Origin of the sequence: Actinoplanes ianthinogenes (assembly GCF_018324205.1) — a bacterium.
Taxonomy (GTDB): domain Bacteria; phylum Actinomycetota; class Actinomycetes; order Mycobacteriales; family Micromonosporaceae; genus Actinoplanes; species Actinoplanes ianthinogenes.
Genome location: NZ_AP023356.1, coordinates 9,562,923 through 9,586,702, shown reverse-complemented (window position 1 = coordinate 9,586,702; position 23,780 = coordinate 9,562,923). Strand labels below are relative to the sequence as shown.

Annotated in this window: 21 protein-coding genes; 12 read left to right on the top strand and 9 right to left on the bottom strand. The window is 72.7% G+C overall.

Going from position 1 to position 23,780, the window contains the following annotated elements; translation table 11 throughout:
* Positions 1–75 precede the first annotated feature (75 nt).
* From Aiant_RS43760 to Aiant_RS43750, 3 genes are all read left to right on the top strand, one after another.
* The gene (locus Aiant_RS43760; protein ID WP_189330516.1) at positions 76–1,152 is read left to right on the top strand and encodes a hypothetical protein; all 1,077 of its coding nucleotides are present in this window, start codon (positions 76–78) and stop codon (positions 1,150–1,152) included.
* A gap of 49 nt (positions 1,153–1,201) precedes the next feature.
* Positions 1,202–1,585 carry a DUF6582 domain-containing protein gene (locus Aiant_RS43755; protein WP_189330515.1) on the top strand — a complete coding sequence of 128 codons (384 nt, stop codon included), beginning with the start codon at positions 1,202–1,204 and terminating at the stop codon, positions 1,583–1,585.
* A 78-nt stretch (positions 1,586–1,663) separates the two neighbouring features.
* Positions 1,664–2,266, top strand: coding sequence for a hypothetical protein (locus Aiant_RS43750; RefSeq protein WP_189330514.1), 603 nt, complete (start codon positions 1,664–1,666; stop codon positions 2,264–2,266).
* 26 nt (positions 2,267–2,292) lie between these two features.
* On the opposite strand, the gene Aiant_RS43745 is transcribed toward Aiant_RS43750, so the two are convergent.
* On the bottom strand, positions 2,293–2,772 hold the full coding sequence (locus tag Aiant_RS43745) for a DivIVA domain-containing protein (protein ID WP_189330513.1): 480 nt from the start codon (positions 2,770–2,772) through the stop codon (positions 2,293–2,295).
* Positions 2,773–2,801: 29 nt separating this feature from the next.
* On the bottom strand, positions 2,802–3,182 hold the full coding sequence (locus tag Aiant_RS43740) for a hypothetical protein (protein WP_189330512.1): 381 nt from the start codon (positions 3,180–3,182) through the stop codon (positions 2,802–2,804).
* Between the two features lie 80 nt (positions 3,183–3,262).
* Here Aiant_RS43740 and Aiant_RS43735 point away from each other — a divergent pair, with 80 nt between their 5' ends.
* Complete coding sequence (locus tag Aiant_RS43735; protein WP_189330511.1) at positions 3,263–3,820, top strand: riboflavin biosynthesis intermediates N-glycosidase; 558 nt, start codon at positions 3,263–3,265, stop codon at positions 3,818–3,820.
* Positions 3,821–3,862: 42 nt separating this feature from the next.
* Positions 3,863–4,213, top strand: coding sequence for a S24/S26 family peptidase (locus Aiant_RS43730; RefSeq protein WP_189330510.1), 351 nt, complete (start codon positions 3,863–3,865; stop codon positions 4,211–4,213).
* Positions 4,214–4,216: 3 nt separating this feature from the next.
* Here Aiant_RS43730 and Aiant_RS43725 read toward each other — a convergent pair whose 3' ends face one another.
* The 3 genes from Aiant_RS43725 to Aiant_RS43715 are packed head-to-tail and all read right to left on the bottom strand — an operon-like array spanning position 4,217 to position 6,496.
* Positions 4,217–5,476, bottom strand: coding sequence for an LLM class flavin-dependent oxidoreductase (locus tag Aiant_RS43725; RefSeq protein WP_189330509.1), 1,260 nt, complete (start codon positions 5,474–5,476; stop codon positions 4,217–4,219).
* 10 nt (positions 5,477–5,486) lie between these two features.
* On the bottom strand, positions 5,487–5,768 hold the full coding sequence (locus Aiant_RS43720; RefSeq protein WP_212846831.1) for a hypothetical protein: 282 nt from the start codon (positions 5,766–5,768) through the stop codon (positions 5,487–5,489).
* Positions 5,762–6,496: an LLM class flavin-dependent oxidoreductase gene (locus tag Aiant_RS43715; protein WP_212846829.1), complete on the bottom strand. Its 735-nt coding sequence runs from the start codon at positions 6,494–6,496 to the stop codon at positions 5,762–5,764. Before Aiant_RS43715 ends, Aiant_RS43720 begins: the two co-directional genes overlap by 7 nt.
* A 103-nt stretch (positions 6,497–6,599) precedes the next feature.
* On the opposite strand from Aiant_RS43715, the gene Aiant_RS43710 reads away from it, so the two are divergent.
* The 4 genes from Aiant_RS43710 to Aiant_RS43695 all read left to right on the top strand — a co-directional run bounded on the left by Aiant_RS43710 (position 6,600) and on the right by Aiant_RS43695 (position 12,742).
* The gene (locus Aiant_RS43710; RefSeq protein ID WP_189330508.1) at positions 6,600–7,316 is read left to right on the top strand and encodes a hypothetical protein; all 717 of its coding nucleotides are present in this window, start codon (positions 6,600–6,602) and stop codon (positions 7,314–7,316) included.
* A 64-nt stretch (positions 7,317–7,380) separates the two neighbouring features.
* Positions 7,381–11,574: an nSTAND1 domain-containing NTPase gene (locus Aiant_RS43705; protein WP_189330507.1), complete on the top strand. Its 4,194-nt coding sequence runs from the start codon at positions 7,381–7,383 to the stop codon at positions 11,572–11,574.
* A 31-nt stretch (positions 11,575–11,605) separates the two neighbouring features.
* Complete coding sequence (locus tag Aiant_RS43700; protein ID WP_189330506.1) at positions 11,606–11,950, top strand: CU044_2847 family protein; 345 nt, start codon at positions 11,606–11,608, stop codon at positions 11,948–11,950.
* A gap of 39 nt (positions 11,951–11,989) precedes the next feature.
* Positions 11,990–12,742 (top strand): hypothetical protein, encoded by a 753-nt coding sequence (locus Aiant_RS43695; RefSeq protein WP_189330505.1) that lies wholly within the window; start codon positions 11,990–11,992, stop codon positions 12,740–12,742.
* A gap of 75 nt (positions 12,743–12,817) precedes the next feature.
* Here Aiant_RS43695 and Aiant_RS43690 read toward each other — a convergent pair whose 3' ends face one another.
* Positions 12,818–13,312, bottom strand: a complete 495-nt coding sequence (locus tag Aiant_RS43690; RefSeq protein WP_229830008.1) for a CAP domain-containing protein — start codon at positions 13,310–13,312, stop codon at positions 12,818–12,820.
* Between the two features lie 191 nt (positions 13,313–13,503).
* Between Aiant_RS43690 and Aiant_RS43685 the strand changes: the two genes are divergently transcribed.
* The gene (locus tag Aiant_RS43685; protein WP_189330504.1) at positions 13,504–17,802 is read left to right on the top strand and encodes a CHAT domain-containing protein; all 4,299 of its coding nucleotides are present in this window, start codon (positions 13,504–13,506) and stop codon (positions 17,800–17,802) included.
* A 42-nt stretch (positions 17,803–17,844) separates the two neighbouring features.
* On the opposite strand, the gene Aiant_RS43680 is transcribed toward Aiant_RS43685, so the two are convergent.
* A complete protein-coding gene (locus Aiant_RS43680; protein ID WP_189330503.1) occupies positions 17,845–20,058 on the bottom strand; it encodes an RICIN domain-containing protein in 2,214 nt (737 codons plus the stop codon).
* Between the two features lie 200 nt (positions 20,059–20,258).
* Here Aiant_RS43680 and Aiant_RS43675 point away from each other — a divergent pair, with 200 nt between their 5' ends.
* Positions 20,259–21,056, top strand: a complete 798-nt coding sequence (locus Aiant_RS43675; protein WP_189330502.1) for a CPBP family intramembrane glutamic endopeptidase — start codon at positions 20,259–20,261, stop codon at positions 21,054–21,056.
* Between the two features lie 23 nt (positions 21,057–21,079).
* On the opposite strand, the gene Aiant_RS43670 is transcribed toward Aiant_RS43675, so the two are convergent.
* Entirely contained in the window at positions 21,080–22,354 is a 1,275-nt protein-coding gene (locus tag Aiant_RS43670) for an MFS transporter (protein WP_189330501.1), read from the bottom strand.
* A 122-nt stretch (positions 22,355–22,476) separates the two neighbouring features.
* Between Aiant_RS43670 and Aiant_RS43665 the strand changes: the two genes are divergently transcribed.
* Positions 22,477–23,049, top strand: coding sequence for an RNA polymerase sigma factor (locus Aiant_RS43665; RefSeq protein ID WP_189330500.1), 573 nt, complete (start codon positions 22,477–22,479; stop codon positions 23,047–23,049).
* A gap of 7 nt (positions 23,050–23,056) precedes the next feature.
* Here the strand turns inward: Aiant_RS43665 and Aiant_RS43660 are convergent, their stop codons facing one another.
* Positions 23,057–23,770, bottom strand: a complete 714-nt coding sequence (locus tag Aiant_RS43660; RefSeq protein ID WP_438800553.1) for a VOC family protein — start codon at positions 23,768–23,770, stop codon at positions 23,057–23,059.
* Between the last annotated feature and the right edge of the window lie 10 nt (positions 23,771–23,780).

The window sequence follows — 23,780 nt, the reverse complement described above, 5'->3', positions numbered from 1 at the left end:
CGTCCATCCCTGCTGACGCTGCCGCGGCCGGTAGCTGGCGGCGGAGCCGTGGCCGGCGGACTTTATGATCACGGCGTGCTGGTATCGGAGGATGAGGCGTTCCGGCGGGCGGGCGCGGACGCCGAGGTGGTGGACGCCGGCGACGTCACCTACGCTCGAGGCCGCGACGCCCTGGTGATCATCGTGGCGGCGGGGGAGCGACCGGACGGCAGCCAGCTCGCCAGCCGCGAGGACGTGACGCTGCGCCGGCCGTTCCCGGGCCCGGTGACCGACTGGCTCGGCGATCACCGGCGGCCGTGGCTCGGGTTCGTCCGGCTGAGCGACGGCTGTCTCCCGCTGGGGCGGCTGCGCGAGGTCTGCCGCTACGGCGGCGGGACGGATCTGATCGACAACGGCTACTTCCCGCGCGACCCCGCGGCGGACACCGGCCTGCAGGGCATCGATCTGGCGCTGGAGAAGCGGCTCCCGTCCCGGGCGCTGGACCTGGCGAGGCCGGCCGGGGACGAGCCGGTCCCCGGCGTCGGCTGGCTGCTCGACGTCCAGCACGACCGGGTCGCCGCGCTGCGCGAGTTCCTCACCGGCTGGTACGCCGACGTCCCGGAGCAGGAGCCGGACGGGATCGAGCCGTCGATGGAGCTGCCCGAGCCGCTCCGGGTCTTCTACGAGCTGGCCGCCCGCAAGCCGATCATCTACGGCACGCAGGACACCGTCCGCCGGCCGGAGGAGCTGGAGTACGACGACGACTTCGACGGTGTCCCGTTCGCCGACGAGAACCAGGGCGTCTGGACCCGGGTGATCAATTTCGACCTCGACGACCCGCCGGTCTACGACGACGGCGAGCCGGACGCGGAACCGCTGAGCGGCTTCCTCCTCCAGTTCGCCCTCATCGAGGCGGTCATGTCGGCACCCTACGCGGGGCAGGCCGAGCTGACCGAGGCGGAACGGGACCGGTTCGTCGAGGGACTCATCCCGGTGCCGCTCGCGCCGGCGAGGTTCCCGGTCGATCCGACCCGGATCTACGTGGCGCCGGGCCTGATCGCCCTCACGTTCCCCTCCGACGAGGCGTTCGGGCTCACCGTCGCCGGCCGCCGGCGGTCGGCGCTGCGCGAGGTGCGGGAGCCGGGCTTCGCCTGGGCGAACTTCACCGGCTGAATCCGTCGATGCGTTGTGTGGCGCTCGCGGTTTCGGGTATCCGATGCTCATGGCTGCCAAGAAGAAATCTCAACTGGACGCCGCCGACCGCAACGCGATGTCGGACAGCACGTTCGCCTTCCCCCGGCTGCGCAAGGAACCGCTCAACGACGCCAAGCACGTGCGCAACGCGATCGCCCGGTTCGATCAGGTCCGCGACGTCACCGACAAGGAGCGGGACGAGGCGTTCCGCCGGATCAAGCGCGCCGCGGACAAGTTCGGCGTGGAGATGACCGAGAAGAGCTGGCGTGAACTCGGCAAACCGTCGGCCGCCCGGAAGTCCTCGGACAGGGACAAGTCGAAGGCTCAGCTGTACGCCGAGGCCCGCGACCGCGGGGTCACCGGCCGCTCGACGATGACCAAGGCCGAGCTGATCAAGGCCCTGGGCGGCTGACCGGCTCCCGGGCGTGGTCGCTGCGGCGGCCCCGTGGCCGGGGTCGCGCTTGTTGATCACCGGCGGCATACTCTCCCGGTGCGCCGCTCCGTGAACCTCGCGCTGTCCGCCGGCGTCGCTGTCGCCTGCGGGCTGGCCGCCGTCGCCGCCACGTCCGTCATCGGCCCGTCCGCACCCTCGGCTGACCCCGCTGTGGTGGCCGCGGCCACCACAGCGGCGGCCGCTCCCACCACGGCTCCGGTCCGGCCCGCCCTGTGTGACGCCAAGCGTCCGCCCGCGCGGGACCCGTTCCCGTTCAACAAGGACGCGGCGAGCCGGGACCGCCTGCTCGACTTCATCGACCTGCTCGGCAACGGCGAGACCTTCACCGGTGGGGCCGGGTCGTTCGGCCCGCTGGACGCCGCCGGACTGGCCGCCCTGTTCGAGGGCCGGTGGCTCGACCCCGACGACCGGCAGAACGCCGCACCGTCCGCCTGGGACATCTTCCAGTTCGTCTGCGCCCACCCGGGTGCGTTCGCCCAGGGCTACGCGGTCAGCCCGGACCGCGACGACTACCGGGTCTCCCTGGAGACCGTGTGGGCCCCGCAGATCGACGAACCCCTCCGCGCCGCCGCCCTCGAGTTCTGCGTGGACGCCGACGCCGTCGAGACCTCCGACCACCTGGAATGCTTCTGGGACTGACCGGTCGCACCGGGGGAGCGGCTCGATCAGCCGGCCTGGGTGAGGGCCTGCCGCAGGCGGTGCACGTGGGCGTCGACCTGGGCGCGGTCGTATCCGCGGAGCACCACGGCGAAGTCGGCGGCGGCGAGGGCGTCGCGGGCGGCCGCGCGGGCGAACTCGCTGCCCGAGTCCAGGGCCTGGTGCGCCTGGGCGATCGCCTTGTCGACGCCGATCCGGTCGTAACCGCGCAGCACGACCGTGAACTGTGGGGCGGGGACGCTCGCCGGGCTGATCGGTGTGCCGGCCGAGCCCAGGGCCTGCTGTGCCGCGGCGACCGCCCGGTCGACCTCGGCGCGGTCGTAGCCGCGCAGGACCACCGTGAACGCGGCGCCGGCCAGGGCGTCCCGGGCCGCCGCGCGGGCGGTGTCGCTGCCCGAGTCGAGAGCCTGCTCCGCCTGCGTGAGTACCTTGTCGACCTCGACGCGGTCGTAACCGCGGAGCACCACCGTGAATTCACGACTCCCCATGATCGGCAACCTTAGGGACCGGCCTCCCGTCACGGCAATTCGTCGTCCGGAACCACCGGGATCTCGTCGTCCGGCACCGGTGCCGGACGGCCGGCCCGCCGCCGGCTGCGCCCGGCGAGCAGCAGGGTGACCAGCCACGGGACCAGCAGCCAGCCCAGCGCACAGAGCGAGCCGTTGACCTCGTCGGCCCAGAAGTACTCGTCGTCGAAACCACGCCACTTCGAGATCGCGAACGAGGCGACGAACCAGGTCATCACCAGGACGGAGACGATGACCCCGAGGCGCCGGGTCCGTGCCGAGCTCGCACTGCCGCTGACCAGGCCGAGCCCGATCATCACGAACGGCATGAAGAACAGCCAGGCCCCGAGCATCACGAACATGTAGGCCGCGCCGGCATCCGCCATGATCATGACTGTCACTCTCGCAGGTTGCCGCAAACCGTACGGAAAATGCCGCGCGAGGCCGGGCGCCCTCCGGCAGACTGCCGGGCATGATCGACGAGGTGCGCAGTGTCGCCGACCTGGCCGCCCGCACGGCGTCCGGTCAGCGGGTCAAGTACGTCCATTTCTGGGGGCACACGCCGTCCCGCGACGGGAGTGTCAGCGCGAGTTGCCTGAGTCAGTGGTCGCCGGAGGGTTTCACCGTCGACGGCGTCCGGTTCGCGACGGCCGAGCACTACATGATGTGGCGCAAGGCCGAACTGTTCGGGGACACCGCCTCGGCCGGGCACATCCTGGCCGCCGGCCACCCGCGGCAGGCGAAGACGCTGGGCGGCCGGGTCACCCCGTTCGACCAGCAGACCTGGGACGAGCATCGGTTCGCCATCGTCGTCGCCGGCAACCTCGCCAAGTTCCGGCAGAACCCCGAGCTGGGCACATTCCTGCTGGGCACCGGCAACCGGGTGCTGGTCGAGGCCAGCCCGATGGACCGCGTCTGGGGCATCGGCCTGACCCGTGACGACCCCCGCGCCGACGACCCGTCCCGCTGGCGAGGCCTCAACCTGCTGGGCTTCGCCCTGATGGAGGTCCGCGCCCGGCTGCGCGGGTAATCCGGTGGCGTGCCGGGCCGGATCGGCGCGAGACTGCGGTCGATGGGAGCTCTCGACGCGCACGCGACCCGGGTGGCCGCCGGGGCCGTGATCCGGTTCCGGCCGACCGGGTCGTCGATGGTGCCGCTGATCCGCAGCAGGCAGCTGGTCACCGTCGCCCCGGTCGACCCGGCCAGACTGGAGGTCGGCGACATCGTGCTGGCCCGGGTCGCCGGGACGACCTATCTGCACCTCGTCTCGGCACTCGACCCGGCGGCCGGGCGGGTGCAGATCAGCAACAACCGCGGCCGGGTGAACGGCTGGACCGGCCACGCCCGCGTCTTCGGCATCTGCACCGAGGTCGACGGGGTGCCCCGTCCGCGGGCCGCCGCGAAGGTCCGGCCCGCGTCCTGAGCCTCAGGCCGGCAGGTCGAGATGCTCGCGCAGGGTGCTCCCCGCATACTCGGTGCGGTAGACGCCGCGCTCCTGCAACTCCGGGACCAGCTTGTCCACGACGTCCTCGATGGTCCCCGGCAGCAGCTGCGGGAGCAGGTTGAACCCGTCCGCCGCCCGCTCCCGGACATAGCGCGTCCACTGGTCGGCGATCTGCCCCGGCGTCCCGACGAACGTGCTGTGCTGCGGCGTCACCTCGATCACCAGGTCGCGGATGGACAGGCCGCGCTCGGCGGCCAGCTTGCGCCACCCGGCGATCCGCTCCGCCTTGCCGGTCCGGTGCTCGATCGAGATGGTGCCGCGGGACGGGTCCAGCTCACCCTCGGCGGGCTCGATGTCGGGCAGGGGGCCCTCGGGGTCGTACCCGGAAAGGTCCTTGCCCCAGTACTGCTCCAGGAACGCGATCGCGCGCGGCCCGGTCACCTGCTCCCGCTGGATCCACCGGGCCTTCTCCGCGGCCTCGGCCGGGGTGTCCCCGAGGACCACCGACGCGCCCGGCAGGATCCGCAGCGAGTCCGCCAGCCGTCCGTACTGTGCGAGTCGCCGGCGCAGGTCGGCGGCGTAGGCGACGGCCTTGTCGAAGTCGGTGTTGGCGGAGAACACCACGTCGGCGTGCCGGGCCGCCAGATCGCGTCCGCCGGGGGAGTCCCCGGCCTGGAAGAGCACCGGCCGCGCCGGCGTGGTCGGCCCGGCGGTCACGTCGATCAGGTCGTCGTGCCGGTCCACCGTCTCGCCCCGCCACAGTGCCTTGGCGGTCTCGACGAACGCGGCGGCCCGCTCGTACCGGCGCTCGTGCGGCAGCCAGCCGCCGCGCCGGAAGTTCTCCCCGGTCCAGGCATTGTCGGTGGTCACGATGTTCCACCCGGCCCGGCCGCCGGAGATCACGTCCAGGCTCGCCAGGCGGCGGGCCAGGTCGGCGGGGAAGTTGTAGGTGGTGTTCTGGGTCGCGACCAGCCCGATCCGTCGGGTCACCCCGGCCAGGGCCGCGAGCTGGGTGATCGCGTCGGGCCGCCCGGCGACATCCAGATCGTGGACGCGTCCGCGATTTTCCCGTACGCGTAAGCCCTCGCCCAGGAAGAACGCGTCGAACAGCCCACGCTCCAGCGTCTGCGCGGTCGCCACGAACGTGTCGATGTGCGTGTGTGACCGGAACGCCGGATCGGTCCAGATCAGTTGCGGTCCCACGCCGGTGAAGAACACTCCCAGGTGCAGACGGTGCGTCATGGTGCCTCTCCTATCCGGCGACGGCGTAGTGGTTGGCCGGACGCGCCAGCCCGAGCGTGTCCCGCAGCGTCGGACCGGCGACCGGTCCGCGTCCCAGCGCGGCGGCGATCCGTGGCAGGTCGACGTCCAGCTCGGCCGGGAACAGCCGCACCCCGTCGACGACAGTGCCCAGCCGCTCGATCAGGTCCCGCAGCTCCGCCGCGTCGCCGACCAGCCGCAGCCGCCCGGGCGTCCCCCACGCGACGACCGCGTCCAGCCGGGCGAGCCGCGGCTCGGCGGTGCCGATCAGCACCTCCAGGTCGGCGAAGACCAGGGGGCGCCCGCCTCGCGTGCCTGCCGGGCCCGGTCGGCGACCTCGTCGAAGCTCGGCGCGGCGATCAGGGCGACGTCGAGGCGGTCGGTGACGCCGAGGGTGTCGGCGCCGAGCACGACCAACTGCCCCTGCGGCGGACGCGGGGTGATCAGCGGACCGATCACCGAGAACCGCTCACCGGTGAAGTCGACGTGGTGCACCCGGTCGGCGTCCAGGAACCGGCCGGTCGCCAGATCCTTGATCACCGCGTCGTCCTCCCACGAGTCCCACAGCAGCCGGGCCACGTCGATCACGTCGGTGAGCTCCCGCCGCAGCTCCGGGCCGTCCAGGCGCGGCAGGCCGACGGTCGCGAACGCCGCGGCGTCGTGATCGGCCCCGACCACCCATCCGCCGCGCCCGAGCGAGGCGTGATCGAGCGACGCCAGCTGGGTGGCCAGGTGGAACGGCTCGGTGACGGTGGCGTGCAGCGTCGGCGCGAGCCCGATCCGCCGGGTGAGCCGGCTCAGGTATGCGGCCCGGACCCCGGCCTCGATCGCGCCGCGCGGTGGTGGCAGGGGCGAGTCGGCGATGGTGACCAGCGCGAATCCCGCCGCCTCGGCGGCGGTGACCCGGCTGCGCAGGGTGGCGACGTCGAAGGCGGGGCCGGCGGCCGGGTGCGCCCCGTTCCCGTCCACTTCCAGGGCAAGGTGTGGTTGTCGTTCGCTCATCGCTCCTCCAGGGGCGCGGTTAACCATGCAAAGTCTATAGCCAAAGGAGGAGTTCTGGCGGGACGGCTGCGTCACATCGGCGGCCGTGGCGCACACTCGGGGCATGCCGTGGTGGGGGCGGGCCGAGTGCCCGGTACGACAGGTCGAGCAGGAGTGGATCGAGACGCAGCTGGACTGGCTGGTCGCCGAGTTCGGGACCGGCCGGTTGCGGGGGACCGTGGTGCTGCCGACCGACGGATTCTTCCCGGGTTCGTACCGCGCGGACCGGGCCGACATCCGCTCCGTGCTGAGCCGGCTGTGCGCACACATGGGCATCGACCCGGCCCGGATCGAGCTGGAGCACTACGCCGGCGACCAGGAGCCGGGACTGTCCGCGCACGTGCCGATGAACTGGCGGTCGCGGGGCGCGGCCGGACACCACCGGGTCCGCGACGGCCGGTCCGTCATCGGGATCCGTGACGACCAGGCCGCGGCGCCGATGGCCCTGGTCGCGACCATCGGCCACGAGCTCGGGCACGTGCTGCTGCTCGCCGACGGCCGGATCTCCGCCGGCCGCGAGGACCACGAGCCGCTCACCGACCTGCTCACCGTCTTCTTCGGCCTGGGCATCTTCACCGCCAACGCGGCCTTCGAGTACTCGCGCACCTCGACCAGTTACCGCACCTCCCGCCTGGGCTACCTGACCGAGCCGATGTACGGCTACGCCCTGGCCCGCTACGCCTGGCTGCGCGGTGAGCCGCATCCGCCGTGGGCCCGCTACCTGGACACCAATCCCCGGACCTTCCTCAAGCGTGGCCTGCGCTATCTCGCCCAGGCGTGAGGCGGCTGTTCCGCAACGGCGTCCAGCCCATAGATTGGTTCCCGTCCATCCGGGGAGGGTGAGGGTGACGGGCAACAGGGAACCGGTGGCGGTCGCACGCATCCGGGACGCCGACGGCAACATCGCCGGGACCGGCTTCCTGGTCGCACCGAACCTGCTGCTCACCTGCTTCCACGTGCTCCCGGAAGCCGAAACCCCACCCGGACCCGCCGGCACCGTCGCGGTCGACTTCCCGCGCCGGCCGAAGGACTGGGCGACCCGGGCGCAGATCGTCGCCACCGTTGCCGAGGACGGACCCGGCCGTGGTGACACCGCGCTGCTGCGGCTCCTCGAACCACCCCCGCCGGACCTGGTGGCGGCCCGGCTGCACCTCGTCGAGACCACCTGGGGCGAGGAGGTGCGGATCTTCGGGTACGCCGGCCGGCGTCCCGAGGGGATCGGTGACGCGGTCGGCGGCAAGATGCGCCACGAACGCTCCTCCGGGCTCCTCCAGATCCAGACCGACGCCAGCGACCCGCGCATCGCCGGAGGTTTCAGCGGCTCCCCGGTCTACAGCCCGGAGTCGGATGCCGTGGTCGGCATGGTGGTCTCTCGCTACACCGGCGAGACCACCTGCAACGCGATACCGGTCAACACCCTGTTCGAGCACTTCCCGCAGCTGAGCGCCCGCGACCCGGCGGAGGTCTCGCCCTATCGCGGCCTGGAGCCGTTCGAGGAGCGGCACGCCGAGTGGTTCCGCGGGCGCGAGGAGCTGACCGCCGAACTCGCCCGGCAGCTGCTCGACCGGCGGCTGCTGATCGTGCTCGGCCCGTCCGGGAGCGGCAAGTCGTCGCTGGTCCAGGCCGGCCTGATCCCGCTGCTGCGCCGCATGGGCCGCCTCGGCCCGGACCGCCCGGCCGCCGGCCGCCCCTCGGTGGGCCGGGCCCGGTTGCGTCCGGGTGAGGACGCCTGGTCCCTGGTGGCCCGGCTGGTCACCGCCGTGCTGGGACCGGAGGCGAACGAGCCCGCGGCCCGGCTGGCCACCGAGTCCGAGCACACCCTGCGGGAACTCGCCGGGCAGCTCGACGAGCACGCCGGCGACACCGGCGTGCTGCTCTTCGTCGATCAGCTCGAAGAAGCCGAACCCGAGGTCGCCCGCCAGGTCATCGCGTTGCTCGACCACCTGGTGCGGGTGGCCGGCCCGAAGCCCCGTGCCGACGGGACGGCCCGGCTCATGGCGGTGGTCACGCTGCGGGCCGGGGCGCTGGAGGGCATGCTGACCGCGGAGAGTGCGGCCGCCGTGCGGGCGGCGGCCACCCCGATGGTCCCGCCGATGGGCGTGGCCGACCTGCACGCCGCGATCACCGCGGGCGGGGTCGCCTTCGAGCCGGGACTGGTGGATCGGATCCTGGCCGACGCCGGCACCGAACCCGGGCGCCTCCCGCTGGTCGAGTTCACCCTCGACCTGCTCTGGCAGGGGTGCCGGGCCAACACTGTCACGATCGAGGCGTACCACAGGCTCGGAGGTGTGTCGGGCGCCCTGGCGACCTATGCGGACGAGGTCCTCGACCGGCTGGCGACGCCGGACCGTGACCGGGTCCGTGGCGTGCTGACCGCGATGGCGCGCCCGGCCGAGGACGGCACCGGTTTCCGCCGCCGGCCGCTCGAACTGTCCGGCCTGGACGCCCCGACGCGGGCGGTCGTCGAGGAACTCGCCGCCCGCCGGCTCGTGGTGATCCACTCGGAGTACGCGGAGCCCGCCCATCAGGCGCTGCTGGAGAGCTGGCCGACGTTGCGGGGCTGGCTCGACGAGGACCGCGACTTCCTGGCCTGGCACGACCAGCTGCGCACCGACCGGAGGCGCTGGGCCGACGCCGAGCAGGATCCCGGCGCGCTGCTGCGCGGTGCGGCGCTCGCCGCCGCCGATCGGTGGACCGCCGAGCGGCCCGCCCAGATCGGCGCGGCCGACCTCGCCTTCATCAAGGTCAGCGGTGGGCGCGAACGCCGCCGGTTGCGGTTGCTGCGGACGACCGTAGCGGTCGTGTCGATCCTCGCGATCCTCGCCGCCCTGCTCGCGGTGCTCGCCGTGCGGCGCAGCGCGGAGGTGGCCGCCCAGCTGCGCGTCACCGCGTCCCGGCAGCTCGCCGCGCACGCCACCCAGTACCAGAGCACCGATCCGGCCCGGTCTCTCCAGTTCGCCGAGGCGGCCTGGAAGACCAGTGGCACGGCGGAGGCATACGGCGCGTTGCTCACCCAGTACGCGATGCTCGCCTCGGTCGACCGGATCTTCGAACAGCTCTGGACCGGGACCGCCGAGACGATCCAGAGCAGCGACGACGGCCGGGTCGCCCTGATCACCACCGACGACGGGCCGGTCGGGTGGATCGGGCTCAGCGGCGACCACCCGCAACGGTTCGACCTGCCCGGCGCCCGCCGCGACGACACCTTCCGGGTCGACCCGACCGGCCGGTACGTCGCCGGGGCCGGTGCCGACGGAGCGGTCACGGTCTGGACGGTCGCCGACCCCGGGCATCCACGGACGCTGGCCGCCTCCCCGGGCGCCGACCTGCCGGTACCCCTGGCCGTCGGCAACCTCGCGTTCTCCGCCGACGGCGCCCGGCTGCTGGTGTTCCGGACACCGAACACGGTCGCCGCGGGCGTGGCCGACCGCGCCCGGCACGAGCCCGACCTGCGGGTCTGGCAGGTGGCCGACGGAGCGCGGGTGCCCTCGGCGGTCCCGCTGTTCGCCGACTCCAGCTTCCGGGTGTTCTTCACGCCCGTCGCCGGGACGGTGGTGGTGACCGGATCGCGAGGCGCGCAGGTGCACGATCTGAGCACCGGCCGGGTCCGGCGGCGCGCCGCGGGCGCCGACCTCACCCCGGCCCTGAACGGTGCCGTCCTGCTGGACTGCGACGGCGAAACGCTGCACGTCCGGGACACGGTGTCCGGCGCGGCCCGCCGCACGATCCGTCTCGCATCGTGCAACTCCGCGGAGACCGACGCGAACCAGGGCAGCGTGATCCTCACCGCGAGCACCGGCGAGCGCGCCGCGGGAGTCACCGTCTCGATCACCGACCTGCGCACCGGGCGCCTGTACCGCGACCAGGTGCCGCCCGCCGACGATGCCGATCTGTTCGACGAGGCGGTGTCGCGGGTCGTGGCGCCCGGGCCGGACGGAACGCCGGTGATGCTCAGCGCGCGGCAGACCACCCTGTACCGCAACCGGCTGACGCCCGCCGTCGAGCAGCGGATGTCCGTCGAGGACCAGTTCGGCCGCGCGCTGGCCGCTGACGGGACGACCCAGGTCATCGTGCGCGACAGCGGACGGATCGAGGTCACCGACGCGGCGACCGGGCGGTCCCTCGCGACGGCCACCGGGCGCCCACCGGGAAGCGGCTTCGGAACCTGGGGCGCCGGGTTCGTGATCACCGCGGACAGCCGGACGCTGCTGATCGCCGAGCCGGACGCGGTCGCCGCCTACACCCTGCCGTCGCTGGACCTGCGCTGGCGGTCGCCGCTGCCGGAGCCCGACTTCGGCGCCCTCTCCCCGGCGGCCGTCGACGATCTTTACACCACGGTCACCCTGACCGGGCCGGATCGGCTCGCGGTCCTGCACCGCGGACTGCTCAGCTGGTGGGACACCGGAACCGGGCGGCAGGTGGCCGACCCGCTGCCGCTGAGCACGGGCAGCCTCCAGGAGCGGCTCAACGCCGGGATGGACATGCTCGGGCCGGTCCGGCCGGGCCATCCCGACCAGGTCGTCGTGGTGCACCCCGGCGGCGCGGTCCTGTTCTGGAGCCTGACCGAACGCCGGATGCTGTTCGGGCTGGACGCCGGCGCGTTCCGCAACGGTGACGCCGTGGCGTTCGACCGGACCGGCAATCGGCTCGCCGTCGCCGGCATCACCGAGACGGCGGTGTGGGAGCTGGATCCGGCGCCACCCCGGCGCCGGCCGGTGACCAGCGGGAACCAGAACGCGATCGTGGGATTCACCCCGCAAGGGCACCTCGTTCTCGGCGGCATCACCGGCGAGGTCGAGGTGTGGGACGTGGATCCGGGACTGTCGCTGGCCCGGATCAGCGCGCCCGGTCTCGGCGCGACCTGGCGTCTGATCGGCGACCAGCTCGTCTCCCGCGGGCCGGCCGGCAGCCGGGTCATCCCGCTCGACCCGGACCAGTGGTTCCAGCGGTTGTGCCGGCTCAGCGCCCGGCCCTTCACCGGCGAGGAACAGGACCTGATCCGCCGGGAGAACGCCCCGGCCGACCCGCCCTGCGCCTGATCGGTTGATCAACGTCGATAGAATCCGCGGCATGACACAGGTCGTGAAGATGTCCCTGGACGATGGCGGCACGGTGCTGGTCGAAGTGCCGGACGAGCCGGGCAGCCTGGAGAACGCAGGCCGCACCGCCGAGATGATCTCCAATGCCTCGGACACCCTGCACAAGGCGATCGACCGGGTCCGCCCGGCCGCCGCGGCGATCCGCGACAGCATGCTCGGCATGCCGGACCCGCCGGACCGGATCGCGGTCGAATTCGGCGTCAAGGTCACGGTCGACGCGGGGGTGGTGGTGGCCAAGGCCACCAGCGAGGCGAACTTCACCGTTCACCTGGAGTGGATCAGCTCCAGCCTGGCGGCCCGGTTCGGGAACGACTGACCACGGCGACGTTCGGCTGAGTCTTCTATAGTGGCCGCCGTGCATGATCAACTGCGGCGGTTCACGGCGGGGACCGTGCTGCTGGCCGGCGTGCTGACGCTGGCCGGCTGCACCTCGGATGCGGCGACTCCGGGCGGGACGGGACAGCCTGCTCCGATGGCGAGCTCGGCGCTCCCGGCCGACCCGGCGGCGGCGCTCGCGCAGGCGGCGAGCCGGCTGGGGACCGAGAGCGCGCGATTCACGGTGATCTTCGGGAAGGGGGAGAGGTCCGAGGAGAAGGCGTCCGGGACGGTCGACCCGGCCACCGGCGACTGGGAACTGATCGGGGACGCTTATGTGGTCCGCCGGATCGGCAACGACCTCTACGTGAAGCTGACCGCGGAGCCCCGGTTCAGCGTCTACGCCGGGCAGTACGCCGATGACCTCGGCAAATGGGTGCACCAGGTGGCGCCGGAGCCGTCCGGTACGGTCCTCGCGTTCGGCACCGACTTCCCGTGGACGCCGGCCCGGGCCGCATCTGGGATGAGCGGACCGGCGCGGACCGCCGACCGGATGTTCCAGGGCACGGTGAAGGCCGGCGCGCGGGCGGCGACGGATCCGGTCTGCACCGCGGAGCTGGACGTCGCCGGCCGGTTCAGCCGGATCAGCACGGACGCGGACGCGGTGGAGCCCGCGACGGTGCTGACCTACTCCGACTACGGCCTGCCGGTCACGATCACCGCACCCCCGGCCGAGCAGACGATCGAGGACCACCTGTTCACCTTCGCCCAGCTCGGCACGATCTTCGCCTGACACGGGAGGCGCGGACTCCCCGGAACGGCAAATGGCCCCGCCGCTCCGGGGGGAGCGGCGGGGCCGGAATCACGATCAGTAGCCGAAGTCCTGGGTGTAGTAGGGCGCGCCGTTGGCCGAGTAGACCGCGCCGACGCCGACCGTCTTCGACTTGCAGTTGAGGATGTTGGCGCGGTGGCCCGGGCTGCGCATCCACGCGCCGACGACCTCGTCCGCGCTGCGGTAACCCCAGGCGATGTTCTCCGCGGACGGGCGGGCGTAACCGGCCGCCTTCGAGCGGACCACGAAGTCGGAGCCGGAGCGGCCGGTGTGCGAGAACTGGCCGGTCTGGCCCATCCACGCGGAGTGACCACGCGCCGCGACGGTCAGCTGGGCGTTCTCGGTCAGCGCGGCACAGCCGTGCGCGGTGCGCTGCACGTTGGTGAGCCGGATGATGTCGGCCTGCAGGGTCTGCTCGGCGGCCTTGACCTTCACCGGCGCGGCCTCGGCCGGGGACGCGGTCATCATGATGCCGGCCGCGGCCGGGACGATGAAGGCGGCCAGGGCGAAGCTGCGGAGGAGAGAGCGCAAGGAAGACCCTTTCGAAGAGCGGCGCCTGGCTTGCCGCCAGGTTCACCGTTCTCTTCGTCCCCCGCCCGGCTCCGGTGATCGCAGTCCGGTGGCCCTCGGGTCGCCGTTCGGTTGCCGGCGCCCGGGGCACCCGGAACGGGTCGGCCGTGTGGCGGAAGCGGGCATCGGCGCGGCCCGGCACAGTGGGATCGGTGACGACGTCGACGGGCGCGGTCTTCATCTCGCACGCGCCGGAGGACCGTGCGTTCGCCGCCGACCTCCGCCGGCGCCTGGAAGACCTGCGGATACCGGTGTGGGTCGGTGCCCGCGAACTACGCGCCGGCAGCAAACTCACCCCGGAGATCGCCGCGGCCATCGCCGGCGCCGCACACGTCCTGGTCGTCCTGAGCCCCAGCACGGTCAACTCCCCGCAGGTCCGCTGGGAGATCGCCACCGCCCTCACCCGCACCGGCGACGACTTCCGGATCGTCCCGCTGCTGCTGCCCGGCATCACCCCGGACGCCCTCGACCTCTGGTTCCCGGAGCGCCCCGTCCCGGTCGAGCTCGGCCCGGACGGCCTCGGCGCCGCCCTCCCGGCCCTGCTGGCCGCCCTCGGCCGCCAGGCCCCCGACGACCCCCAGCCCTTCGCCGTCCCCGAGGCCAAACCGGTGGAGGAGTTGATCCTCAAACTCACCGACCCCCGGATCGAGGACGTCGACGGCAACCGCCGGATCCGCGCCACCGCCACCCTGATCTACGAACCGGCCGGCCCCGGCGCCCGCGCCGTCGAGAGCCTGCCCTACCCCTTCCTCGCCCCGCTCGGCCCGATCGAGGCCGCCGACCTGCGCTGGTACCTGGAGGAGTACCACCTCTGGCCGGTCGGCGTCTTCAGCCGCCGCGCCGACGGCATCCAGAAGCAGCTCCCGGCCTGGGGCGGCGCCCTGCACGCGGCGGCCCTCGCCGACGAGGAGGCCTGGGAGGCGCTGACCGCCTGGCAGCAGGCCGCCGACGGCGCCGACCGCCGGTTCTCCGTCATGGTCTACGGCGACCTGCCCCGCGGCGCCCCCGAGACGGACCGGGCCGCCGCCCGCGAGGCCGCCACCGACCTGCTGTCGCTGCCCTGGGAACTCCTGTACGACGGCCGCGGCTGGCTCTTCCAGGGTCGTGAGCCGGTCCGGGTCCGCCGCCGCCTGCCGAATCGCCGGCGCCAGCCCGACCGCCCGACCGCCCTCCCGGTCCGGATCCTGCTGGTCAGCCCGCGCCCGGAGGCCGACGCCGAGAAGAACCCGATCGCCTACCTCGACCACCGGGCCACCGCCCGCCCGCTGGTCGAGGCCGTGGAGAACCTCGGCGAGCTGGCCCGGCTCACGATCCTCCAGCCGCCCACCTACGCGGCACTGCAACAGGCGTTGCACGACGGAGATCAGGGATTTCCGTACGACGTGGTGCACTTCGACGGCCACGGCGTCGACGGCGCCCTCTGCTTCGAGCACCCGATCGACCGGGAACGCCGCCGCCTCGACCTCATCGACGCCGCCCAGCTCGCCGGCCTGGTCCGCCGGCACCGGATCCCACTGGTCTTCCTGGAGGCCTGCCAGTCGGCGGCCGCGGAGCGGGACCCCACCGCCTCGGTCGCCGCCCGGCTGCTCGACGAGGGCGTCACCTCGGTCGTCGCGATGAGCCACAGCGTCCTGGTGGAGACGTCCCGCCGGTTCGTGCAGCGCTTCTATGCCGAACTGGCCCGCGGCGCCCGGGTCGGCGCCGCGATGCTGGCCGGCCAGCAGGCCCTGTACGCCGACCGGGCCCGCGGCCGGGTCCTCGGCGCCGGCGAGCTGCTGCTCCAGGACTGGTTCGTGCCGGTGCTCTACCAGGAGGAACAGGATCCGCAACTGATCACCAAGATCCCGCCGGCCGCGGTCCGGCGCCTGGAGGCCACGCGCCGCCGGTTCAGCCTCGGCGACCTGCCGGACGCCCCGGAGCACCGGTTCCGCGGCCGCAGCCGGGAGCTGCTCGCCCTGGAACGCCTGCTGCACCGGCAGGACTGGGCCGTGGTCCGCGGCATCGGTGGGCAGGGCAAGACCACGCTGACCATCGAACTGGCCCGCTGGCTGGTCCGCACCGGCCGTTTCCAGCGGGCCGCGTTCGTCAATCTGGAGCACCACCGCGACGCCCGGGCGGTGCTGGACACCCTCGGCCGGCAGCTGACCGGCCCGCGGTACACCGTCGCGCAGTACCCGGATCTCGAGGTCGCCGCCCAGCCGGTCGAGCGCGCCCTCACCGATCAGGCCACCATCGTCGTGGTCGACAACTGCGAGAGCGTCCTGCCGGACGACGCCGACGCCCCCGCGAAGATCTTCGCCCTGTTCCGCGGCCTGCTGCACGCCGATCCGCGCACCCGGTTCGTCTTCACCACCCGCGAGCCGCTGCCCGATCCGTTCGGCAGGCACGGCCAGGTCCGGGAGCTGGGCGCACTGGACCGCCCGGACGCGGTCGAGCTGGTCGGCGAGGTGATGAAACAGCACGGCTGGACCCCGCCCGCGACGGACGCGGGTGAGGCGCCGCAGCAGATCACCGACCTGGTGGAGGCGGTCGCCTGCCACGCCCGGGCGCTGGTGCTGCTGGCCCGGGAGGTCGCCCGGAGCGGGGTCACCGCGACCACCGCCGACCTGCGGACGCTGATGGCCCGTCTCGACGAGCGGCATCCCGGCGATCGGGAGAATTCGCTGTACGCCAGCGTCGAACTCGCCCTGCGCCGCCTGTCGCCCCGCGCCCGCGAGCAGGTGCCGGCGGTCGCCGTCTGCCACGGCGGCGTGCACCTCAGCGTCCTGGAAGCCACCACCGGGCTCCGGCTGGAAGCCGCCCGCGAACTGGCCACCGAGCTGATCGAGGTCGGCCTCGCCGAGGACCTGGACAACGGGCACCTCGGCCTGGACCCGGGCCTGGCCCCCTACCTGCTCGGCGAGCTGACCGACGAGCGGGCGGCGGACCTCCGCTCCCGCTGGGCCGACGCCATGCTCGCGCTGACCGCGCGGCTGCGGCGCTGGGAGTTCGGCGCGGACGCCGACCGGGCCCGCGAGCTGACCGTGCTGGAGATCCCCAACCTGCTCGGCATGCTGGACGCGCTGGCCGGCCGGCGGCCCGCGGAGGAGGTCGTCACGGCCGCCAACGAGGTTCTGGCCCTGCTCGGCGACCTGGGCCGGCCGCGGGCCACGGCGCACGCGATCCGGGTGCGCGAGCAGGCCAAGCCGGAGCTGACCGGCTGGTCCGGCGCCCGCTTCCAGGCCGACGCGTCGGACGCCTCGCGCCTGCTGGACAGCGGCGACCTGCCGGCCGCGCGGGCCGCGGCCCAGCACCTGGTCGACCGATGCCTGGCCGCCGGCCCGGACGCCTACCCGCTGGCCGCCCACGACACCGCGACCGCCTACCTGAGCCTGGGCCAGGTGCTCGCCGAGGCCGACGATCCGGAGGCGGCGCTGGTGGCGTTCGCCGAGGCGCAGCGGCGCGCCCGGGAGATCCCGGGCGACGAGGGGCTGGAGACCACGGTGCTCGCGGAGATCGGCAACAGTCAGCTCGCGCTGGGCCGGCTGATCGACGCCGGGGAATCCTTCGAGGAGGCGATCGCGCGCTTCGCGCAAGCCGGCGAGGTCCGGGCCGCGGCCATCTCCCGGGCCCAGCTCGGTTCGGTCCGCCAGGCCCAGCTTCGGTACGCCGAAGCACTGCACGCCAAGCAGCAGGCCCGCGACACCTTCCAGACGCTGGGCGAGCCGCTCATGGTCGCCGGGTTCTGGCACCAGATCGGCGACGTGCACGCCCAGGCCGGGCAGCCGGACGCCGCGGAGCACGCGTTCCGCGAGTCCCTGGCGATCCGGGTCCGCGAGGACGACCGCAAGGGCCAGGCCGGCTGCCTGCTGGAACTGGGCAACGTCTACGCCCTGATGGGCCGGTTCGAGGAGGCGGTCGCGTTCGGCCGGCAGGCGGCGGACCTGTTCGTCACCATGAACGACCTGGCCTCGGAGGGCCGGGCGCGGGGCAACGTGGCGCTGATGCTGCTCGAACTCGACCGCCACGACGAGGCGCGCCGGGAGATCAGGCGCTCGCTCGACTGCCTGGCACCCTACGGCGCGGCCGTCGAACCCTGGCTGGTTTGGAGCATGCTGGAGCGCCTGGAGCGGGCGGCCGGTCGTACCGAAGCGGCTGTCGCGGCCCGGAAGCGGGCGATGGACCTGTACACGGCCTACCGCGAGGCGGGTGGGATGACCAAGTCCCCGCTGGGCCCGTCGGTGATGTTCTTCGTCGGGCAGGTCACCCGGCACGGCCGGGAGCGTGCGCTGAAGGTGCTCGACGACCCGGCCGCGCCGGACGGGCCGCCGTGGACGGTGTTCCGCCGCCAGATGCGCGCCGTGCTCGGCGACGACGCCGCCCAGGTCGCCGCCGGTGAGGACGACCTGGACTGCCTGGACGCCGTGGAGCTGCGGATGTTCGGCCGGTGGCTCGCCGGCGACCTGGAGTGAGTGCCCGGGAGCGCGGGGGCAGGGCGCTCCCGGGCACGCCCATCACGGCCCGGCGGTCAGATAGGTGACCTGGTGACCGCTGTTCGCGGCCGCGCCGGTGTTGTTGATGACGTGGCTGATCGTTCCGGTGCCGCCCAGCGAGACCGTCACCATGTCGTGGAACTTGACCCCGCTCACCGCCGGTACCTCGAACGCCCGCGCGTTGACCACCGACGAGTTCACGTTGAAGTAGCAGTAGCTGCCCAGCCCCCACGCCTCGTGACTGGTGACCGAGTCGGCCACCTTGTACGCCGCCCACCCCTGGGTGTTCCCGTTCATGTACGCGGCCTGGTTCGGCGGGTCGTACGGCATCTCGTTCTGGTAGAAGTAGGTCCGCCCGCCGTTGCCGTTCCAGATCGTCTGGTACTGCTGGTAGTGCTCGACGAACAGGCCGTAGAACGTCACGTTGTTGCCGTTGACCACCAGCCCGTTGCGGGCGGTGTTGGTGGTCCAGCCGACCGTCCCGCTGTTGCCGTGGTCGGCCCGCCAGATCCAGGCGTGGTCGCCGATCACGTTGTTGCTGTTGATCTGCACGCTGACCGTCGCCTTGCCGGCGATCGCGCCGCCGACCCGGACGAACACGTCGGACAGCACGGCCGGGTTCGCCGCGTGCGACGCCGTCGACCCGGCCGGCCCGACCTGGAGCAGGATGTTCGAGTTGGTGGTGCCCGCGTCGAGCAGCAGCCCGGCGATCCGCACCCCGTCCACGTCGGCCACGTGCATCGCGTCGACGCCGCCGTCCGGCACGAAGGTGGCCAGGCCCAGGCCGAGCACCACGGTCCCGGCGCGGGTCACGTTCAGCGTCTGGTTCAGGTGGTAGACACCCGGGGTGACCAGCAGGTTCTTGCCGGCGGCCAGGGCCGCGTTGATGGTCGCCGCGGTGTCCCCGGACTTGACCACGTAGAAGGTGCTGATCGGCAGCGACGTCCCGGCGGGCGACCCGTTCGCCCACGTGGTGCCGGACGCGTTGCTGCGCAGCGCCGGGACGAACACCTGGTAGGCGCCGGCGCCGTCGACGTACAGATAGGGCTTCTCGGCGATCGTCGGCGCCGAGCCGACCGTGGTGTACGGCGGCGAGGGGAAGCTCTGCGCGGGCGCGCCGGTCGAGCCGACGAACACCTGGTTCCAGTTCGAGCCGGACCAGCTCGACATCGCCGAGTTGCGGGTCAGGAACTGCTGCTGCGTCCCGGACTGGATCTGCCCGTCGATCTTGGAGTCGGCGATGAAGCCGCCGGAGGACCAGCCGCCGTCGGAGAGCGCCAGGTTGCCCCGCACGTGCATCCGCCGGTACGGCGCCGCCTGCGACACCGCCCACCGGTCGAGGCCGTCACCCGGGGTCACCGACAGACCCTCGGCCGAGCGCCAGAAGTTCTGCGTGGCGTTCTGCGACCCGTCCGGCCACCAGTCCGCCTCGACGTGCACGTGACCGTTGATGGTCACCTGGTCCGGGGTCAGGCCGAGCCCGGCCACCTGGGTGAAGAACCCGACGTTGACGTCGTTGGCATAGGTGCCCGGCTTGAACAGCAGCGCGTACCGGGCGTTGCCGAACTGGTTGCTGACCTGCGCGTTGAAGACCGAGTTCAGCTTGCTCTGGATCGTCGACGCGCTCATCGACGGGTCGAAGATCGTGACGTTCGGGCCGAGGTCGGGGTTGGCCGGGTTGGTCGGCACGGTGCTCGGCGGCGTGGCCGGCGTGGTCGGCGTGGTCGTGCCGCCGGAGAACGTCCACTTCTGATTAGCGCCGCCGGAGCAGTCCCAGAGCTGGAGCTTGGCGCCGTCGGCGAGGTTGTTGTCCTTGATGTCGAGGCACTTGTTCGCCGCGACGTTGACCAGGTCGCGACCGGCGGTCAGCGTCCACTTCTGGGTGGCGACGGCGTCGTAGCAGTCCCAGAGGTGCACGACCGCGCCGTTGGTGGTGGCGTTGTTCGCCACGTCCAGGCACTTGCCGAGCGCCTGCACCTGGCCGTTGTCGGCCAGCGTCCAGCTCTGATTCGGCCCGGTGGAACAGGTCCACATCTGTGGCTGGTTGCCGTTGGCGGTGCTGCCGCCGGTGACGTCCAGACACTTGCCGTTCGCGGAGCTGACCAGGGTGCCGCTGGCGGCGGCCAGGGCTTCGGTGATGCCGGCGACGCCGAGACCGGCGACGACCAGGCCGATCGTGCCGGCTGCCAGCCAGCGGGTCCGCCGCCCGGGACGGCGGTGGTGGGGAGCGGTCATAGTGGACCTTCCTGAACGATGCTTGCCGATGGGGGAGGGCCCAGCATTCGGCGGGTCCGCGACACGCTCAAGGTTTCTTAAGGCTCCGTTAATGGTTCCGGAACAAGAACGCTGATGTGTTTCATGGTGTACCTGGCCACACCCCGAGGCGGTGGTCACCGGTAGTGACCGCGATCCCGGCTCGATGATCTGCTCGGGGCATGTCGATGCGGGTCAAGGGAATCGTTGTCTATCTGGCCATCTCGTTCGGAGTGGTCTGGCCGTACCTGTTCGTGGCGCGGCTCGGACTGGGCTGGTCACTGGTCAACCCACTGGTGCAGCTGCCGGTGGCGTTCGTCCCGGCGATCGGCGCGTTCGTGGTGCGCCGCTGGGTCACCCGGGAGGGTTTCGCCGGCGCCGGGCTGACCTGGCGCAGCCCCGCGAAACTGTGGCTGGCCGGGTTGCTCGCGCCGCTCGGGGTCACCCTGATGATGCTGGCCTGCGCGGTCTCGGCCGGCTGGTGGGAGCCCCGGCTCGACGGCGGCGAGCTGATCTTCCTGCTGATCGCCCAGGTGGTGATGACGCCCGCCTACTTCGGCGAGGAGTTCGGCTGGACCAGCTTCCTCTGGCCGCGCCTGCTGCCCGGCCGGCCCCGCGGGTCGATCCTGCTCACCGGCCTGATCTGGGCGGTCTGGCATTACCCGCTCGCCTTCCTCGGGTACGCCCAGTTCACCGACCGGGCGATCAGCCTGCCGCTGTGGACCGTGATGTTCCTGCTCTTCGAGATCCTGCTCTGCTGGCTGTACGCCGCCAGCGGCTCGGTCTGGGTGACCAGCCTCGCCCACTCCGGCAACAACGTGGTGATGGGCCTGCTCAGCGAGGAGCTCCTCGGCGACCTGAGCAGCGTCCAGCTGCTGCTCTGCACCGATCTGGCCCTCGCCGTGCTCTGCCTGCCCCTGCTGGGCTCGAAGCTCTTCACCCCGGCCCGGCGCGCCGACCTGGCGGTCGTGTCCCGCTGATGCTGCACCGGGTGACGTGCACGTCACCCGGTGGGGCGGGCGGAACCGGCCACCTCGGCGGTGGCGGTGCCGTCCTGGGCCGCGGTCACGTGGCGGTGCAGGAGCAGGGCCAGCAGCGAGGCGATCAGGCAGCCGCCGACGATCAGGATCACCCAGGCGCCGCCGAGCCCGGCGCCGATCAGCGGGCCGGCGGTGATCGGCGCGAGCACCGTGGCGATGCCCATGTTCATCGTGTTCGCCGCGTTGTAGCGGCCGCGCAGGTCGTCCGGCGCGAGCGCGTTGATCAGGGCGGGCTGCATCGGCTGCAACACGGTCTCGCCCAGCCCGAAGACGACCATGCAGGCGATCACCAGGGCCGCGGCGAGCATCGGGCGGTGGCCACCGGCCAGGCCGCCCGCGCCGAGGATCAGCCAGGCCACCCCGAAGACGACGCCGACCACCGCCAGGCTGCGACTGCGGCTGCGGCCCTCCAACCGCCGCATCACCGGGATCTGGGCAACCAGGATGATCAGGGTGTTGGCCGCGATGGCCCAGGCGACGACGCGGGGACCGACCTCGGCGACGCGTACCGAGAAGGCGGCGAAGCCGACCTCGAGCTGGGCGTAACCGCAGGTCATCAGGGTCAGCCCGAAGATCAGCAGGCGGCGGAAGGGGCGGTCGCGGACCATCGCGCGATAGCCGCCGGTGGCCGCCCGGGCCTGGCCCGGCTCGCCGGGCCGGCGGCCGATCGACGGCATGGCCAGCAGGATGACCAGCGGAACCAGGTAGGTCGCGGCGTCCAGCAGGTAGATCGCCTGGAAGGTCGCCGGGCGGTGGACGTCGACGACCGCTCCGGCGATCAGGCCACCCAGCCCGATCCCGATGTTGAGCAGGGCGAACTGCAACGCGAACGCCCGCTGCCGCTCCCGCTCACCGGTCAGCTGGGCCAGCATGGTGCTCCCGGCCGGCCAGACCGGACCGTTGCCGGCCGCCGACACGAAGATCGCCAGGAAGGCGAGCGCCGGGGTGTCCGCGAACGCCAGCAGGACCCCGCCCAGCACCTGCACGAGCAGGCTGATCATGGCCACCGGCCGGGCGCCGAACCGGTCCATCAGGGAACCGCCGATCGGCGCGAAGACCAGCATCACCACGCCGAACCAACCGGCCGCGAGCCCGGCCAGCGCGTCCGCCAGGCCGCGCACGTCGGTCAGGTAGATGAACAGGAACGGGACCGTGAGGCCCCGCCCGAGGAAGTTGAGCAGCACGCCGAGCAGCAGCCAGCGCGCCTCCCGGCGCTCGGGGAGGGTGTCACGAAGCATGCCCGGATTCTGCCCCGAACGTGTGATTTTCGCGGGACACCAGGGATTTCCCCGGTGCGATGTGGTCGTCACTCTCGGCAGTCTTCAGTGGTCACGACCGGTGCGGGCTGACGGAGGCGACCATGCGGCACACGACAGTGGACGATCTGGCGGCGGTGGTCTGCGCGGCCCGGGCCGGGGACGAGCAGGCGTGGGCCCGGCTGGTCGAGGCGTACGCCCCGCGGCTGCGGCTGATCGCACGCCGCTTCCGCATCCCACCGGACCAGGTCGGCGACCTGTTGCAGGCGACCTGGCTGCAACTGTTCAACGGGATCGACCGGCTCCAGTGCCCGGAGGCGGTCGGCTCCTGGCTGGCGGTGACGATGCGCCGGTTCTGCCTGCACGCCGTCGCCGGCCGGGACCGCGAGTGCCCGGTCCCGGTCCTCGACGACTGGCTCACCCAGCCCGGTGACGCCCCCGACTCGGATCTGCTGCGCGCCGAGCAGGCGGCCTCGGTCCGGCGGGCCCTCGCCCAGCTGCCGGAACGCCAGCGCCGCCTGCTGTGGCAGATGGCCACCGACCCGGACGCCCATTACACCGAGCTCAGCGCCCGGCTGGGCATGCCGATCGGCGCGATCGGCCCGACTCGGGCCCGGGCCCTGGGACGCCTGCGCCGCCTGCTGCTCGACGACGAACGCGCCACCCTCCGGGTCTGAGCCGCCCTCAGTCCCAGCAGAGACAGAACGGTTTGCCGGCCGGGTCGGCGTAGACCCGCCAGTTCTCCCCGCCCGGGTGCAGGGCGGTGGCGCCGAGTTTCAGCACCGCGGTCTCGGCGGCGTCCACGTCGTCGACCGTCACGTCGAGGTGGAACTGCTGCGGATGCGCGGGGTCCGGCCACTGCGGCGCCCGGTAGTCGCCGATCTGCTGGAACAGCAGCGGCTGCGCCCCGTCCTCGCCGATCATCGCCATGCCCTCGGCCGCGTAGGTGATCGGCTTGCCGAGGACCTCGGACCAGAACGTGCTCAGTCGCTCGGCGTCCGGACAGTCGAGCATCACGCCCATCAGCGTGGTCTCCTGCCGCGTGGTGTCCAGGCAGAGGTCGAACGGGTGCCCGGCCGGGTCGGCCAGCGTGTACCACCGCTCGTTCTTCTGCAGCAGCGTGGCGCCCAGCTCGGCGGCCCGGGCCGCGCCGGCGTCGAGATCGGGCACCCGCAGATCGAGGTGCGCCTGCTGCGGGAACGCCGGGTCGGGCCACCGGGGCGCCACATGGTCGGGGCTGAGCTGGACGGCGACGCGCCACCCGTCCGGGGTCCCCAGCGCCACCCAGTCGTCCTCGGCGTAACGCTCGGTCCACCCGCCGAGCGCACGATAGAACGCGGCGAGCCGCCGGGCGTCGGGCGCGTCGAGCACCACCGCCCGCAACGTACCGATCATCATAACCCCTCCT